Below are 16,581 nucleotides of genomic sequence, written 5' to 3' on the forward strand. Positions count from 1 at the left end.
GAGGAAATGACACAATATGACAAGTAAACGCTTTAACAATGGATGGTATAACTTGGCATCGACCTGTCTCTCGCCACATTTTAATCAGCGGCCTGACAATGAAGTGAGTCTATTAGTCATTCATAACATTAGCCTGCCGGCTGGGTGTTTTGGTCTGCCTTATATAGATGACCTTTTTAAAGGGTGTATAGATGTGAGTGCAGATCCTTCATTTAAAGAGCTAGAGGGGTTAACCGTGTCTGCGCATTTTTTAATTAACCGTGAAGGGGCTGTGACGCAATATGTCAGCTGCGATGACAGAGCTTGGCACGCTGGCGTGTCTCAATTTGAAAGTAGAGAAAACTGCAATGATTTTGCTATTGGCATTGAGCTAGAAGGGACTGATGATATAGCGTATACCGATGAGCAATATCTGTCACTGACACGATTAACTCAGCAGCTTATGTTGCAGTATCCTATGATTAGCCTTGATCGGATTACTGGCCATTGTGATATCGCCCCAGGGCGCAAAACCGACCCCGGTGACAGTTTTGATTGGCAGCGATATCGTCAAAGTTTGATAAAAGGCCAATCATTTTAATTTAAACTGTTGTATTGTAAGTCAAACCACAAAGTTGTTAGAGAGGGTGTATGGCACTGTTTTCATTGTTGGTGGCGATATTAGTAGAAAGATTAAAACTGCTTCCGCAATCACTGCAATTTGATCAACTGATGAAGCTCTATCAGCAGCGCTGTTGGGGGGCCGATACTCTCACCAAAACGCCTTATGCCCTCTTAGCCATATTCCTTCCGCCCGTTGTCACCTTCGTTGTTTTACTTCTGCTTGATGGCATTTTTTATAATGTCATCAGTTTATGTGTTTGGGTGTTAATAGCCATTATTTGTTTTAATCACATCGAAGTACGCAATGTATTTAAAAAGTATGTATTAGCTGCTTGTCGTGGCGATGTGCAAGCCTGCTATTTTTATGCGGGGCAGTTAGAGTGCCATGAATGCCTAGATGCAGTGAATGAAAAAGAACTAGGAGCAAAAGTCGGTGAAACAGTGGCTTGGATTAACTACCGTTATTACGGTGCAGTGGCGCTATTTTTAATCATGTTTGGCCCTGTGGGAGCCGTGCTATATTGTAGCCTACGTTTCTATGATGACTTGTTAGTAAAGCATGGGGCGCAAATTCGATGGGTGACCCGTTTAATGCATGCGGTTGATTGGTTACCATCGCGTATTTTCAGTTTTGGGTTCGCGTTGAGTGGCCGCTTTTCTGAAGGGATAAGTGCCTGGAGCCGTTATTCATTGAGTATTGCGACACCAACCCGAAAAATCATCACTAAAACAGCGAGCGCTTCGGAGTCTATGCCCGAGGTCAGCAAAGCACCTATTTGTGTGCAGTCTACTCTGGCTTTGTTAGCATTAAGTAAACGTAACTTTTTATTATTGGTGACAGTCTTGTCGGTATTGACCATCTTTGGGGTAGTGAATTAATTTCATATAAGTGCTTTTAAAATAAGATAAACTAGCCAATAATTGGCTTTACCGTTTGCCAGTAAAGGTTAAATGGTCAGACCCCTTAATGTTACATTTGCGCTATGCTCTTCATCCGAGCGTTTGAATGTGATGTTAAATGTTAGCTCCCGCCCGCATATGCTAGACATGTCACGTATGATTTGATAAAGTGCGCTCTATCATAAAAATTGGTAAGACCAATTGACAATCATAAATATGAACGGAGCGGCTTAGCAAATGGCTTATAGTAAGATTAGTCAGCCAAAGATTTCTGATGTGATCATGGAACAGCTAGAGCGTATGATCCTTGAAGGCAGTTTACAGCCTGGTCAGAAATTACCCCCTGAGCGTGAACTGGCTGTGCAGTTTGAAGTATCGCGCCCGTCATTACGTGAAGCTATCCAAAAGCTTGAAGCAAAAGGTCTGCTTATGCGTCGTCAAGGCGGTGGCACCTATGTGAAAGAGCAACTTTGGCAAAGTCTTGCCGACCCTATCGTTGAGTTGATGCATGAAGATTCAGAAAGTCAGTACGACTTACTGGAATTTCGTCATGCCACAGAGGGGATGATGGCCTATTTTGCCGCGTTACGTGGTACCGATGCCGATATGAAAAATATCAAAAATAGCATCAACCAAGTAGAAGAAGCTACCGATGTTGAAGCCAAAGCCGACGCTATTGTCAAGTTCTACCGTGCTGTTGCCGAGGCGTCTCACAACGTTGCTATGTTGCACCTTGTACTCAGTTTAACCCCAGTGCTGCATAAAAATGTGGCACAGAACCTTGAGCTTCTTCGCCGCCGTGAAGAAGCCTCAACCATTGCAAACGAACATCGCCGCGATTTATTGGCAGCCATTGTTCGCCGTGACCCAGAAGCCGCTCGAGAGGCTTCAAACGAACACTTAAGTTATATCGAAGAAGTGATGCTGTCTGTGAGAGAAGAAGACAGTCGCTTACAACGTAGCTTACGCCGTTTGAAGAGTGGTAACTAATTACAAAATCTTTATTGGGAATAACCTGATAAATCTAATCATAACAATCATATAGTAGGAAGGACTGCAAGATGTCTGAAGATATGCTAAAAGATTTGGACCCGTCAGAAACTCAGGAATGGGTTGATGCTCTACAAGCAGTATTAGAGCAAGAAGGGCCAGAAAGAGCGCACTTTTTATTAGAAAAGTTAATTGATAAAGCCCGCCGTAATGGTACACATTTACCTTATGATGCGACCACGGCTTATTTGAATACGATTCCAGCAGGGCAAGAGCCTAATATGCCTGGTAATCAAGAAATGGAACGTCGTATTCGCGCTATCATTCGTTGGAATGCCTTAGCAATGGTATTGCGTGGTTCTAAGAAAGATTTAGAGCTAGGCGGCCATATCTCAAGTTTCTCATCTAGCGCCACTATCTATGATGTGTGTTTTAACCACTTCTTCCGCGCGCCGAATGAAAAAGACGGTGGTGATTTAGTCTATTTCCAAGGTCATATCGCACCTGGTATTTATGCTCGTTCATTCCTTGAAGGGCGATTAACTGAAGACCAGCTAGCTAACTTCCGCCAAGAAGTAGATGGTCAAGGTTTATCTTCATACCCACACCCTAAGTTAATGCCTGATTACTGGCAGTTCCCAACAGTATCTATGGGTTTGGGTCCAATTCAAGCGATTTACCAAGCGCGATACCTGAAATACCTAACAGACCGTGGTCTGAAAGATTGCTCTGAGCAAACGGTATATTGTTTCCTAGGTGACGGTGAGTGTGATGAGCCAGAAGCATTAGGTGCGATTGGCCTTGCTGCACGCGAAGGGTTAGATAACCTTGTGTTTATTATTAACTGTAACCTGCAGCGTCTTGATGGTCCGGTACGTGGTAACGGTAAGATTATTCAAGAGCTTGAAGGCGAATTCCGCGGCGCAGGCTGGGAAGTGGTTAAATTGATATGGGGCCGCTATTGGGACCCATTATTAGCCCGTGACACTAGCGGTAAGCTATTACAGTTAATGGAAGAAACCGTTGATGGTGAATACCAAAACTGTAAAGCCAAAGGTGGCGCTTATACTCGTGAGCACTTCTTTGGTAAGTATCCAGAAACTGCCGAAATGGTTGCTAACATGTCAGATGATGATATCTGGCGTCTAAATCGTGGTGGTCATGATCCAGTTAAGATTTATGCTGCATTAGATCACGCTAAAAAGACTAAAGGTCGTCCAACTGTGATCCTCGCTAAAACCGTTAAAGGTTACGGCATGGGTGCTGCGGGTGAAGGTAAAAACATCGCACACAATGTGAAGAAGATGGATGTCGATTCAATTCGCTACTTCCGCGATCGCTTCAATATCCCAATCCCAGATGATCAATTAGAAGATATTCCTTTCTATCATCCTGGTCCAGACTCTGAAGAGGTTAAATACCTTAAAGCACGCCGTGAAGAGTTAAAAGGCTATGTGCCACAACGTTTAGAAAACTTCTCTGAAGAGCTTGAAGTGCCTTCTCTGAAGATTTTTGATGCAGTATTAAAAGGCTCAAATGGCCGTGAAATCTCATCAACCATGGCGTTTGTGCGTGTGCTAACCGCATTATTGAAAGACAAAAAAATTGGCAAGCGTATTGTGCCAATTATTCCTGATGAAGCGCGTACCTTTGGTATGGAAGGCCTATTCCGTCAAGTGGGTATTTATGCTCATGAAGGCCAAAAATACGAGCCTCAAGATGCTGACCAAGTGGCGTACTATCGTGAAGATAAGTCAGGTCAAGTACTGCAAGAAGGTATTAATGAGTTGGGTGCAATGTCTTCATGGGTGTCTGCTGCAACCAGTTACTCAGTGAATGACTTACCGACCATTCCATTCTACATCTACTACTCTATGTTTGGTTTTCAACGTATTGGTGACATGGCATGGGCAGCGGGCGACATGCGTGCACGTGGTTTCTTAGTAGGTGGTACTTCAGGTCGTACAACGCTAAATGGTGAAGGTCTTCAGCATCAGGATGGTCACAGTCATATTTTGGCTAATACCGTGCCTAACTGTGTGTCTTACGACCCAACTTATGGTTATGAAATCGCAGTAATTGTGCAAGATGGTATCGAGCGCATGTACGGCGAGAAACAAGAAGATGTGTTCTATTACCTCACCACCATGAACGAAAACTACGTTCAGCCTGAAATGCCAAAAGATGCCGAAGAAGGCATTGTTAAAGGTATTTACAAGCTTGAATCTGTGGCGGGCAGTGGCAAAGGTAAAGTCCAACTTATGGGTTGTGGCACTATCCTTGAAGAAGTACGTAAAGCAGCACAAGCTCTGGCTAAAGACTTTGGTGTCTCAGCAGATGTTTTTAGCGTAACCAGCTTTAACGAACTAACACGTGATGGCCAAGCGGCTGAACGTTGGAATCTACTACACCCAACTGCAACGCCTAAGAAAGCGTACATCAGTGAAGTATTGGCAACAGATTCTCCAGCGATTGTGGCAACCGACTACATGAAAGTATACGGTGAGCAACTGCGTGCTTATGTGCCAACTGACTATAAAGTACTGGGTACTGATGGTTTTGGCCGCAGTGATAGCCGTGCAAATCTTCGTCATCACTTTGAAGTGGATGCTAAGTTCATCGTACTGGCTGCGCTTAAGTCGCTGGTTGATCGCGGTGAAATGCCAGTTGATGTGTTGACTAAAACAATCAACGAGTATGGCATTGACGTTGATAAAGTTAACCCACAATTCGCGTAAGAGGAATTCAAAATGGCTGATTTAAAAGAAGTTTTGGTTCCTAATATCGATACTGATGAAGTTCAGGTTATCGAAGTATGCGCCGAGGTTGGAGAGGTGCTAGGAAAAGAAGCCTCTATTATTACCGTCGAAAGCGACAAAGCAACCATGGATATTCCAGCGCCTTTTGCTGGCAAGTTGGCAGAGCTTAAAGTGGCTGTAGGTGACACAGTGTCTGAAGGCACGCTTATCGCCCTTATGGCTGAAGAAAGTGGCAGCGCGATTACTGAAGCTCCTGCTCAAGCTGCAAAAGTGGAAGAGGTTAAAGCCGAAGCGGCCGCACCAGCTGCACAAGCTCCTGCAGCGCCAGTTGCCTCTGCTGCTGAAGTGATTGAAATTAAAGTACCAGACATCGGTGGCGACACTGATGTGCCTGTGATTGAGGTATTGGTCAGCGAAGGTGAAACAATTGAAGCTGAAGCAGGACTGATTACCTTAGAAACTGACAAAGCGACTATGGATGTTCCTGCACCTCAAGCTGGTGTAGTGAAGTCAATTAGTATCAAAGTGGGCGACACGGTATCTGAAGGTACTGTCGTGTTAATGCTTGAAGTGGCAGGTTCTGCTAACGCTGAAGCGCCTGCAGCCCAAGCTGAAGCCCCTGTAGCAGCTGCACCTGCTGCATCACAAATTGTTGAAGTTAAAGTGCCTGATATTGGCGGTGATACTGATGTACCTGTGATTGAAGTGTTAGTTAGCGAAGGCGAAACCATTGAAGCTGAAGCTGGATTAGTGACACTTGAAACTGACAAAGCCACGATGGATGTGCCATCACCTAAATCAGGTGTAGTGAAATCGGTGAGCTTAAAAGTAGGTGATACGGTATCTGAAGGTACCTTGGTTATCATGCTAGAAGTGGCTGGCGAAGCGCCTGTTGCGCCAAAAGCTGCTGTTCCAGCACCGGCGCCAGCAAGTCAGGCTCAGCAAGCTGCTCCTGCGCCAGCAAGTCGTGCAACACCACCTGTGCCACATCACCCAAGTGCGGCAGCACCAAGTGCAACAGGTGTGGTACATGCATCACCTGCAGTGCGTCGTTTAGCACGTGAGTTTGGTGTAGACCTAACTAAGGTGACAGGTACTGGTCGTAAGAAACGTATCTTGAAAGAAGACGTACAAGCCTATGTGAAGTACGAGCTTTCTCGTCCTAAAGCAAGCGCAGCAACGTCTGTTGCTGGCGGTGCGGGCGGCTTAAATGTGATTGATGCGCCTAAAGTCGACTTCAGCAAGTTTGGTGAAGTGGAAGAAAAACCACTTAGCCGTATCCAGAAAATATCTGGCCCTAACTTGCACCGTAACTGGGTAACCATTCCACATGTGACCCAGTTTGACGAAGCGGATATCACTGAGCTAGAAGCATTCCGTAAAGAGCAAAATGCAGTCGCTGCGAAACAAAAAGCGGACTATAAGATCACGCCGCTTGTGTTCATGATGAAAGCCGTTGCCAAAACACTACAACAATTCCCAGTGTTTAACTCTAGCTTGAGCCATGATGGTGAGTCTTTAATTCAGAAGAAGTACTTCCATATTGGTGTCGCGGTTGATACGCCAAATGGACTTGTTGTGCCTGTGGTACGTGATGTTGACAAAAAAGGCATTGTTGAGCTGTCTCGCGAACTCATGGAGATTTCTGTTAAAGCTCGCGACGGTAAGCTTAAAGCGGCAGACATGCAAGGTAGCTGCTTTACCATTTCAAGTTTAGGTGGCATTGGTGGTACAGCGTTTACCCCAATCGTTAACTATCCTGATGTGGCTATTTTAGGTGTATCTAAGTCTGAGATGAAGCCAAAATGGAATGGTAGCGAGTTCGAACCTAAGCTGATGTTGCCACTGTCATTATCGTACGATCACCGCGTGATTGATGGTGCGATGGCGGCGCGATTCAGTGTCACATTGTCAGGCATTTTATCTGACATTCGCACGTTGATTTTATAAACAAAAATGGCCGCTGTAATTCAGTGGCCTTTTTTATGTCTCGGTAGATTGTGATCTAGGTCAAACAAAGGTTAAAATGCGCCATCCCAATTTTTGAAATGTGCGATAAATAAAATTGGATTTGAAACAGCAGTTTCAAGCTGGCGTTATCGACATTTAGGGCCCGAGTCCGTCTCCCTAACGGAATGAAGAGATTAGAGGAAGTCATGAGTAACGAAATTAAAACTCAAGTTGTGGTATTAGGTGCAGGCCCTGCAGGTTATTCTGCGGCGTTTCGTGCTGCTGATTTAGGTTTAGAGACAGTGATTATCGAGCGTTTTGACACGCTTGGTGGTGTTTGTCTAAACGTAGGTTGTATTCCTTCAAAAGCATTATTGCATGTTGCTAAAGTGATTGAAGAAGCAAAAACAGTTGCAGATCACGGTGTCACTTTTGGTGAGCCGCAAATCGATCTAGACAAGCTACGTAGCTACAAAGAAAAAGTGATTGGCCAATTAACTGGCGGTTTAGGCGGCATGTCTAAAATGCGTAAAGTTAACGTGGTTAACGGTTTCGGTAAGTTTACTGGCCCTAACTCTATTGCTGTTGAAGGCAAAGACGGTGTAACTACCGTTAACTTCGAGCATGCCATCATTGCAGCGGGTTCTCGTCCAATTGAGCTGCCATTTATCCCACATGAAGACCCACGTATTTGGGATTCAACTGATGCCTTAGAACTAAAAGAAGTACCTGGCAAGTTGCTTGTGATGGGTGGTGGTATTATCGGTCTTGAGATGGGTACTGTGTATTCGTCGCTAGGTAGTGAAATTGACGTGGTTGAAATGTTCGACCAAGTGATCCCAGCTGCAGATAAAGACGTTGTTCGTATCTTCACTAAGAAGATCAAGAAGAAGTTCAACTTAATGCTGGAAACCAAAGTGACAGCGGTTGAAGCAAAAGACGACGGTATTTACGTCACAATGGAAGGCAAGAAAGCACCTGCTGAACCAGTCCGTTATGATGCCGTATTAGTGGCGATTGGTCGTACACCAAATGGTAAGTCATTGGACGCTGAGAAAGCAGGTATTAAGGTTGATGAGCGTGGCTTTATCAATGTTGATAAGCAAATGCGTACTAACGTAAATAACATCTTTGCTATCGGTGATATCGTAGGTCAACCTATGTTGGCGCACAAAGGTGTGCATGAAGGTCACGTAGCAGCTGAAGTTATCTCAGGTCTTAAGCACTTCTTCGACCCGAAAGTGATCCCATCGATTGCTTATACTGACCCAGAAGTAGCTTGGGTTGGTCTTACTGAGAAAGAAGCGAAAGAGCAAGGTGTTGCTTATGAAACTGCAACTTTCCCATGGGCTGCAAGTGGCCGTGCGATTGCATCAGACGCTTCTGATGGTATGACTAAGTTAATCTTCGATAAAGAATCTCATCGTGTAATTGGTGGTGCTATCGTAGGTGTTAACGGTGGTGAACTACTGGGCGAAATTGGTCTAGCAATTGAGATGGGTTGTGATGCGGAAGATTTAGCACTGACTATTCATGCTCACCCAACACTGCATGAGTCAGTTGGTTTAGCGGCTGAAATTTACGAAGGTTCAATTACTGATTTACCTAACCCAAAAGCGATTAAAAAGAAGAAGTAATTTACAAAAGTTACACTTTGTTAGAAAAGGCACCCTGAGGGGTGCTTTTTTTTTGCGAGCATTGAAATGAATGCTATATTTAAGTTGCTATTGTGTGATGTAAGTAACGGACAACTACATCGAATTTGCATAGTTGTATTTATCGAGGTTTTTCAGTTATTTAATGTTCCGTTTACTTCTGTTTGTTTCAATCTTCCTTTTCGGTTACTTGCCGTCAGCTTATGCTGTGCATTCGGAAATCGTACAGCGAGTATTTAATGTACGTGATGGACTCACGAATGCATCAATCAATGACATCAGCTTTGATCAATATGGTTTTGCTTGGTTAGCGACTGAGGATGGCTTATATCGAGTCAGTAGTACTACTGTCCGCCGTATTGATAAAGTGGGCTTGGACACTGTCATTAATGACCCAATGTTTGAGAACATTATTCCTGTTGATCAGCACCATATGCTGGCCACCTCTTTTAGCAATATCTATCTATATAACATCAATGAAAACCAGTTTATCCCCTTAACCTTACCCAATAAAACCCAAGAGCAGGGCAGGGGTACAGTGGTGGTGGATGTGCAGACATTAGACAATGGCACCTTGATGTTGATGACTAATGTGGGCGACTTGTATTCTCTCGATACTAAGACACTGCAAATACAACAAGTATCTGATTACGAGCTTGACGCTAGCATGCGCTGGCACAGCTTCTTTGAAACACCCAGCCAAGAAAAGATATTTGTCGCGACAAAAAGACTACAAATTGGCAATGAGCACTACATTGACTGGCCCGCTAACCTTGGCAAAATTGGCAAGGTGATTTTACGAGAGGATATGATCTGGCTAACGTCATCGGTTGGTTTATTTAACGTTGAGCTGAGTTCAAAAGCGATTAAGCGAGTTGATGGTTTTGAATATAATCTTTCGCGCATTTTATCCGACAAAGAAGGCTATTTATGGCTCAGTGGCCGTGATGGGTTAATGCGCTGGCACCCAGAGACAAGTCCTGATACTCATATTAATTATCGCAAAGAGCTGAAGCAAGCCGCCAATATTGAATACGTCAATGACATGGTGATTGATGATAATGGTTTGATTTGGGTTGGTGGCTCTGGCGATGGCTTAGCACTTATTTCTCCACCGGCAAATTTTATCAAACAAAGCTTTACTGCTGAGACTCGCCATCAATTACCCAATGAAATGATTTGGGCGATTTACCCTGAGTCAGATTCGCTTTGGTTGGGGTCCGACGGCGGGATCATGGTGACCGAGAATAATGGCAAGGCAAAGTGGATTCAGCCAGATGGATTTTTAGTAACGGACAGTGTGTATACCATTATGCCGTTGGATAACAATCATCTTTTGTTAGCCAGCACAAATGGCTTGTTTGTCATTAACAAGCATACACATCAAAGCATGCGATTCAGTGATTGGTCTGGCGGTAAAAACTCCCTTGAACATGAGATTGTCATCACAGCCTATCACGACCCTTACATTTCCGAGCGAATTTGGTTACCCAGTACAGCGGGGTTATTTTACTGGCAACAAGGTGAAGCGGATCTTGTTAAAGTGGATATTTCCGATGCGCCTTTGTCACACATTTGGTTCAATTCTATTCTACATGACAATCACAATAGACTTTGGATAGGCGGCCTCTATTTTGGCTATTTTGACGAGCAGCATCAATTTCATAGTATGACGCCATTCTTGCCAGAAAATGTTGAAGTATCCAACATGATGCCAGTTAGGCCCAACACTCTCTGGTTGGCGACGATTCAAAAAGGCATCTATGAATTTGATACCACTAATCATCAAGTCGTCAACTTGACTAAAAAATGGGGCGTAGAATGCAATACTGTGTATTTTATGTTACAAACCGATCGCAGCAATATCATTGGTTGTAATGACTCGATTATCAAGCAAAACCTTGTCACCCAAGAGGTGAAAGTGTATTTGAACCGAGATGGATTTATTTCTGACGAGTTTAATGAAATGGCCATCGCTTATCGTGCCGATCAAGGTTTATATATCGGCACACCTGATGGCTTGATGTTGATTGACCCAGAGCGCTTATCTAATCGCATCGTTCAAGATGAAATCATATTGGAGTCCGTCACCCTTTACTTCGATGAGCAAACCTTGGTAGACATTATTCCTAAGCAAGGCATGCAAGTCGCAGCAGGTGCTGGGATGTTGAGCTTTCAAATTGCCTCGTTAGATTACATTGACTCAAAGCCACTCAATATTCAGTACCGCTTGACGCGAGAAGGAGATTCCGTCGGTAACTATTTGCTGCTTGAAGGCAAGTCACAGATTAACTTTGCCAGTTTAACTGATGGAGTTTATACATTAGAGCTTATTTATCAAAGCAATGGTATTTGGTCAGAGCGACCCTATGTTTATACATTTACTGTGAATGCTTTTTGGTGGCAAACCAGCAAATTTAAGAGTGCTGTGTTATTTACCCTCATCTTGCTCACCGTATTGATTGTCGCTTTACGCCAACGCCAGATTAATAATATGAAAGCGATGAATACCGCATTGATGGAAAGCGATGAACGGCTTTATCAAGCTTTACGCGGCAGTGATTCAGATTTATGGCGCTGGGATACCCAACACATTTACCTTGATAATCGAGGTGGTGTACTTGGCGACCAAGAAACGTTAATTAATCATGTGGGCTCAATCCCTGTCCATCCAGATGATATCAGTCATGCAAAGTCCGCTTGGCAAGAATTTAAGCAATCTTCAGATGGTTTGATAGACGTAGAATATCGTTACAAGCATGCTGACAAAGGCTGGCGCTGGATGCGCGTTCGTGGTCGAGCCATTACCACTGACGATGAAACAGGTGAGTTACGAGAAGCCGCAGGTATTTTTACCGACATTACAGAACAAAAAGAGTTACAGAGCGAAGTGTCGCTGTTAGTCGCTGCATTTGAAAATACTTCAGAAGGTATGATGATTCTAGACAGTGATAAGTCGATCAAAATTACCAATGCAGCGGCAACCCTCATCTTATCTGCAACTGAGCAAGAGTTAATCGGTAAGCAATTTTCAGAACTCATTGTGGGCAGCAAAGTGCCCTTGGATATTGATAAGTTGTTTGCTCATCAGTCTTATTGGAGTGGGGAGCGCAATCTAAGTCGATTAGATGGCGATACCTGCCCTGTGTGGCTCAATATTTCACTTATGCAGAATGCGCCTGGTGGGTCGACGCATTATGTTGTGGTGTTTTCCGATATTACTGAGCGAAAACAAAATGAATCTAACTTACGCCGCTTAGCTAATAGTGATTTATTGACAGGCTTGGCTAATCGTTCCATGTTCACTCGCACACTTGATCAAGTCACACAACTCGCTCAGAGCTCAGATGAAAAACTCGCGCTATTATTTTTGGATCTAGATAGATTTAAAAATGTTAACGACTCTTATGGTCACAGTATGGGAGACGCGTTGCTGATTGAAGCGTCAAGACGTCTGCAAACATGCATTGGCCCAGATCATATATTATGCCGCTTTGGTGGTGATGAATTTGTGGTGCTAATCCGTAACGTGACGAGTATCGATCAAATCAACCACATTGCAGAACAATTAATACAGCAGATAGCCACGCCATTTCACATTCAAGGACGTGAATTCTTTATTTCGACCAGTATTGGTATCAGTTTATGGCCAGATGATGCGCAAACCCCAGAGGCATTGATTCAAAATGCTGATTTGGCAATGTATCACGCTAAGGAAGATGGCTTAAGTCAGTTCCGCTATTACTCGGCTGAACGGAATGCCGAGGCTTTATATCACTTGCGACTTGAAGCGGACCTTCGCAAAGCACTTGAGCAAAACGAGTTCGAATTATACTACCAGCCTCAAATAGACATTTTAAATGGCGACAAAGTAATCGGTATGGAAGCATTAATTCGCTGGCAACATCCTAAAGACGGCTTTATTCCACCAGATGTGTTTATTGGCGTTGCAGAGTCATGCGGTCTAATTGTTGATATTGACCGTTGGGTTATCCGTCAAGCTTGTACAGACGGCGCGCGTTGGCAAGCAATCTATAATGAGCCTTTTCATGTTTCGGTTAACATATCTGCAGTTCATTTCCGTCAACCTGACTTCATTAAACATTTAACCGCAGTTATTAGTGAAACAGGTATATCGCCAGATAACCTTGCCGTAGAAATTACGGAAGGGGTGTTGATGAAAGAGCTCAACGTGGCCAAAGAGCATCTTGCTGAATTGAAAAATATGCGTATTCAGGTGGCCATTGATGACTTTGGTACGGGCTACTCGTCTTTGGCTTATTTAAGCAGCTTTGATGTCAACGTACTAAAAATTGATCGCTCTTTCTTGATTAATATTGCGGATAATGCGGTCGACCAAGCTATTACCAGTAGTATTATCGAGCTTGCACGCAACTTAAAGCTAAATGTGGTGGCTGAAGGGGTAGAGACGCAAGAGCAGCTTGAGCAAGTCTTTTCACGCGGTTGTTACGTTATTCAAGGATATTACTTTTCAAAACCATTACCTGTCGCTGAGCTTGAGCAGTATTTATTGAAAAATTAATTGGATAGTGGATCAGCTGAGCGGTTCAGTTTGTTGGTTGTTTTTTGCTAGAATGTAACGGATTTCATAATAATGGACTAAATCTATGCTTTCAGTGCTCAGGGATAATTACAGCTCTCGCCTACTGTTCTTGCTTTTCTTAGTATTCAGCCCTTTCTTGGCCTTTGCTGAACAAGAGCAGCCAGTAACACGGCCAACGGTGGGCTTAGTCTTAAGTGGTGGTGGCGCAAAAGGTGCTGCCCATATTGGTGTATTAAAAGTACTCGAAGCCAACCGTATTCCAGTTGATTACATCGCAGGTACCAGTATTGGTGCTTATGTTGGCGGAATGTACGCTCTAGGCTACAGCGCTGAAGAAATTGAAACCATTATGATGGCCAGCCAATGGTCTGAAGGCTATTCGGATTTTATCCCCCGTGAAGCTTTAAGCTATCGAGATAAGCAGTTTCGTGACCGTTACAATATCCCGCTAAATTTAGGTTTTAATCGCGGAGAAATAACCGCACCGACGGGGTTATTGGTGGGGCAAACGATGTCACTGCTGTTGCGTCAATCTACAGATTTAGTGCAGCAATATGGTGATTTTGATGAACTTTCGATTCCTTATCGTGCGGTATCAACGGATCTAGAAACCAGTCAAGCTGTTGTGTTAGATGGTGGCAGTATTGTACAAGCGATGCAAGCCTCAGCAACAGTTCCTGGCGCTCTGCAACCAGCAGAGTTAGATGGTAAGTTGCTGGTTGATGGTGGTATTGCCAATAATATGCCTGTGGATGTCGTTAAAGCACTCGGTGCGGATATTGTGATTGCTGTAGATATTGGCTCAACATTATCTGATAAGTCTAAACTTACTAGTACCATTTCTGTATTAGAGCAGCTGTCGACCATGCTGACTCGGGCCAACGCGATTAAGCAAAAGAAATTATTAACAGAGCAAGACATCCTCATTCGTCCTGCAGTTGATAACCTCAGCACCACTGATTTTTCTGTGATGCCGCAAGCATTGATATTAGGTATTTCAGCTGCTAATGAACACTTGGCAAAGTTACAAGATTTAGGTGTTGCTCAGTCAGAGTTTGATGCTTATGTGGCACAAAAACTTGAGCGTAGAAAAGCCTGGAGCGATCCACTTGAGCGTCCAATTGTTGAGGTGCGTTTTGCCAATGATTCTAAAGTCAGTGAAAAAGTCTTACGGGAAAAATTAGATATCCAAGTTGGTGATGTCGTCACCAAAGAATCATTGAATGACGCGTTAAAACGGGTTTACTCGTTAAACAAATTTGAACGTGTTGATGCTGAATTTCAAGATACTGAAGATGGTCGAGTATTGACTGTCACCGCACAGCAAAAGTCCTGGGGACCAAACTATTTTCAGGCAGGCTTTAACTGGGAAGATGACTTTACCCTAGAGTCTGCTATGTCGGTGAACCTTGCTTATATCATGGCCGATTTAACCGAATACGGTGGTGAGTGGCGAAATGAGTTGCAGTTAGGTTACCGCACTATGATAGCGACGGAGTTTTATTTACCCATAGATAAAGATCAACGCTTCTACGGGATTTCACGATTCCAATTCGATATAAAGAAATGGACCATATACAGCGAAAACCAGCTGGTTCACAACTTAAGTAACAACGTTGGTCAAATTAAAGTGGGTGTCGGAAGCAATTATTCACATGCCGGTGCGATTGAGTTAGGTTTATCCGCTGAAAAAGGACGTATAGAGCAAGATTTTTATTTGGAAAATGATCTCGATTACCGCTCTGTCGGTAGCTATTTTTCTATAGGCTATGACACCTTGGACAGTATTAGCTTCCCGACCCAAGGTAACCGATTTAGAGTTTTAGTTCATGTGCGAGACGAAAGGTTTAAGTCAGATCTGCTTGAAGCACAAGATGGTGTAACCTGGGAGCTTCAAGCTGATTGGAAGGGGGCTGTACATATCGGTAACCATGCTTTTGTGGGTAAAGCAGAACTATCAACCATCGAAGCCGATAATAACTTTACTGTGCATCCAGCCGAATTAGGTGGATTCTTAAACTTATCTGGTTATCACAGAAACGCATTAGCTGGTGCACATAAAGTTTTTGGTGCAGCTATCTATCAATATGATCTGGCGCGTAGTGTACTCAGTACGGATAAGCCTTGGTATTTAGGCTTCAGTATAGAGGGTGGTAACGTGTGGGATGAAAGAGATGACATTAATATTGATGAGTTAATTTTTGCGGGCAGCTTATTTTTAGGCACAGACACTGAATGGGGCCCCGCTGCCGTTGGCTTAGGTGCCTCGGATACAGGTGAGAAAGCGTTTTACTTATTCTTAGGTAAAAACTTTTAGTACTTGTTAACCGCTTAAGTGATAAACAATCGATATTATAAGCCCCTCGAAATCTACTTTCGAGGGGCTATTTTTATGTGTTTAACGAGGTGTTAGTCAAGTTGATATTGGTTTAATACCTGCCCAAATTCAGTCGCATCAGTCAGCTGATGGTGCGCGATAACCCACTTGGCGTCATTGGCAAACTTGGCTTCTGGTATGGCTATGGTTTGCATGCTTGCTGCTCTGGCAGCGACCAAACCATTAAACGAATCTTCAATCGCTAAGCAATGCTCTGCCGCTACGGCAAGTGCTTTCGCGCAATTGAGATAAACCTCAGGGTGAGGCTTGCCTAATGCAAGATGCTCTGCCGATTCTATGGCATCAAAAGCATTGTTGAGAGCAAGTCTATTGAGCACCGCGTCAATAATGTAGTGAGGAGAGGAGGTCGCTAAGCCTACTTTGAGGCCAAAGCTTTTACATAGCGAAATCGCATCCAAAATACCGGGTAATGCTTGTCCTTCTTTTAAAATAAACGCCACGACCTTTTCTGCAATGGCTTGAGTGGTTTGGGCATTGTCATATTTAGGCCAAGGGCGGCGTTTGTACCAATAGTCCACGACTAAATCGATACGCAAGCCAATGGTTTGTTCAACATCTGTTTGGGTGAGGTTTAGCCCCAATTGATTGAACACTTCAAGCTCAGCCTTTTGCCAGGCAGGTTCAGAATCGATGAGCACGCCGTCCATATCAAATAGTACTGCTTGAATATTCACATATACCTCAATAATTATTCATGATGAGTAGATTGCAAATTATCCGGTTATTTAGCGTGAGTCTCAATCAAATTCGGTTATTTTTTGA

9 protein-coding genes are annotated in these 16,581 nt (G+C 43.7%); 8 read left to right on the top strand and 1 reads right to left on the bottom strand.

Translation table 11 applies throughout. The features are described 5' to 3' along the window. The first annotated feature begins 16 nt into the window (after nucleotides 1-16). The 8 genes from ampD (at nucleotide 17) to ACHUGF_RS03035 (ending at nucleotide 15,738) form a co-directional block, all read left to right on the top strand. Nucleotides 17-580 carry a 1,6-anhydro-N-acetylmuramyl-L-alanine amidase AmpD gene (gene ampD, locus ACHUGF_RS03000; protein ID WP_394129299.1) on the top strand — a complete coding sequence of 188 codons (564 nt, stop codon included), beginning with the start codon at nucleotides 17-19 and terminating at the stop codon, nucleotides 578-580. Between the two features lie 50 nt (nucleotides 581-630). Next, nucleotides 631-1,482 (top strand): beta-lactamase regulator AmpE, encoded by an 852-nt coding sequence (ampE, locus tag ACHUGF_RS03005; RefSeq protein ID WP_394129300.1) that lies wholly within the window; start codon nucleotides 631-633, stop codon nucleotides 1,480-1,482. A gap of 258 nt (nucleotides 1,483-1,740) precedes the next feature. Continuing rightward, on the top strand, nucleotides 1,741-2,493 hold the full coding sequence (pdhR, locus tag ACHUGF_RS03010; RefSeq protein ID WP_394129301.1) for a pyruvate dehydrogenase complex transcriptional repressor PdhR: 753 nt from the start codon (nucleotides 1,741-1,743) through the stop codon (nucleotides 2,491-2,493). Nucleotides 2,494-2,564: 71 nt separating this feature from the next. Next, a complete protein-coding gene (aceE, locus tag ACHUGF_RS03015; protein ID WP_394129302.1) occupies nucleotides 2,565-5,231 on the top strand; it encodes a pyruvate dehydrogenase (acetyl-transferring), homodimeric type in 2,667 nt (888 codons plus the stop codon). Nucleotides 5,232-5,243: 12 nt separating this feature from the next. Further along, nucleotides 5,244-7,202: a dihydrolipoyllysine-residue acetyltransferase gene (aceF, locus tag ACHUGF_RS03020; RefSeq protein ID WP_394129303.1), complete on the top strand. Its 1,959-nt coding sequence runs from the start codon at nucleotides 5,244-5,246 to the stop codon at nucleotides 7,200-7,202. A gap of 206 nt (nucleotides 7,203-7,408) precedes the next feature. Continuing rightward, the gene (gene lpdA, locus ACHUGF_RS03025; protein WP_394129304.1) at nucleotides 7,409-8,839 is read left to right on the top strand and encodes a dihydrolipoyl dehydrogenase; all 1,431 of its coding nucleotides are present in this window, start codon (nucleotides 7,409-7,411) and stop codon (nucleotides 8,837-8,839) included. 163 nt (nucleotides 8,840-9,002) lie between these two features. Continuing rightward, the gene (locus tag ACHUGF_RS03030) at nucleotides 9,003-13,400 is read left to right on the top strand and encodes an EAL domain-containing protein (RefSeq protein ID WP_394129305.1); all 4,398 of its coding nucleotides are present in this window, start codon (nucleotides 9,003-9,005) and stop codon (nucleotides 13,398-13,400) included. 85 nt (nucleotides 13,401-13,485) lie between these two features. Next, nucleotides 13,486-15,738, top strand: a complete 2,253-nt coding sequence (locus ACHUGF_RS03035) for a patatin-like phospholipase family protein (protein WP_394129306.1) — start codon at nucleotides 13,486-13,488, stop codon at nucleotides 15,736-15,738. Between the two features lie 92 nt (nucleotides 15,739-15,830). Here ACHUGF_RS03035 and hxpB read toward each other — a convergent pair whose 3' ends face one another. Beyond that, nucleotides 15,831-16,493 carry a hexitol phosphatase HxpB gene (hxpB, locus tag ACHUGF_RS03040; protein WP_394129307.1) on the bottom strand — a complete coding sequence of 221 codons (663 nt, stop codon included), beginning with the start codon at nucleotides 16,491-16,493 and terminating at the stop codon, nucleotides 15,831-15,833. Nucleotides 16,494-16,581 lie beyond the last annotated feature (88 nt).

The organism is Shewanella maritima (genome assembly GCF_043643735.1).
GTDB lineage: Bacteria > Pseudomonadota > Gammaproteobacteria > Enterobacterales > Shewanellaceae > Shewanella > Shewanella maritima_A.

What these genes read in the sequence shown, in the direction of transcription:
- ampD (WP_394129299.1), top strand. Translation starts at nt 17, where the DNA reads ATGACAAGTAAACGCTTTAACAATGGATGGTATAACTTGGCATCGACC.
- ampE (WP_394129300.1), top strand. Translation starts at nt 631, where the DNA reads ATGGCACTGTTTTCATTGTTGGTGGCGATATTAGTAGAAAGATTAAAA.
- pdhR (WP_394129301.1), top strand. Translation starts at nt 1,741, where the DNA reads ATGGCTTATAGTAAGATTAGTCAGCCAAAGATTTCTGATGTGATCATG.
- aceE (WP_394129302.1), top strand. Translation starts at nt 2,565, where the DNA reads ATGTCTGAAGATATGCTAAAAGATTTGGACCCGTCAGAAACTCAGGAA.
- aceF (WP_394129303.1), top strand. Translation starts at nt 5,244, where the DNA reads ATGGCTGATTTAAAAGAAGTTTTGGTTCCTAATATCGATACTGATGAA.
- lpdA (WP_394129304.1), top strand. Translation starts at nt 7,409, where the DNA reads ATGAGTAACGAAATTAAAACTCAAGTTGTGGTATTAGGTGCAGGCCCT.
- ACHUGF_RS03030 (WP_394129305.1), top strand. Translation starts at nt 9,003, where the DNA reads ATGTTCCGTTTACTTCTGTTTGTTTCAATCTTCCTTTTCGGTTACTTG.
- ACHUGF_RS03035 (WP_394129306.1), top strand. Translation starts at nt 13,486, where the DNA reads ATGCTTTCAGTGCTCAGGGATAATTACAGCTCTCGCCTACTGTTCTTG.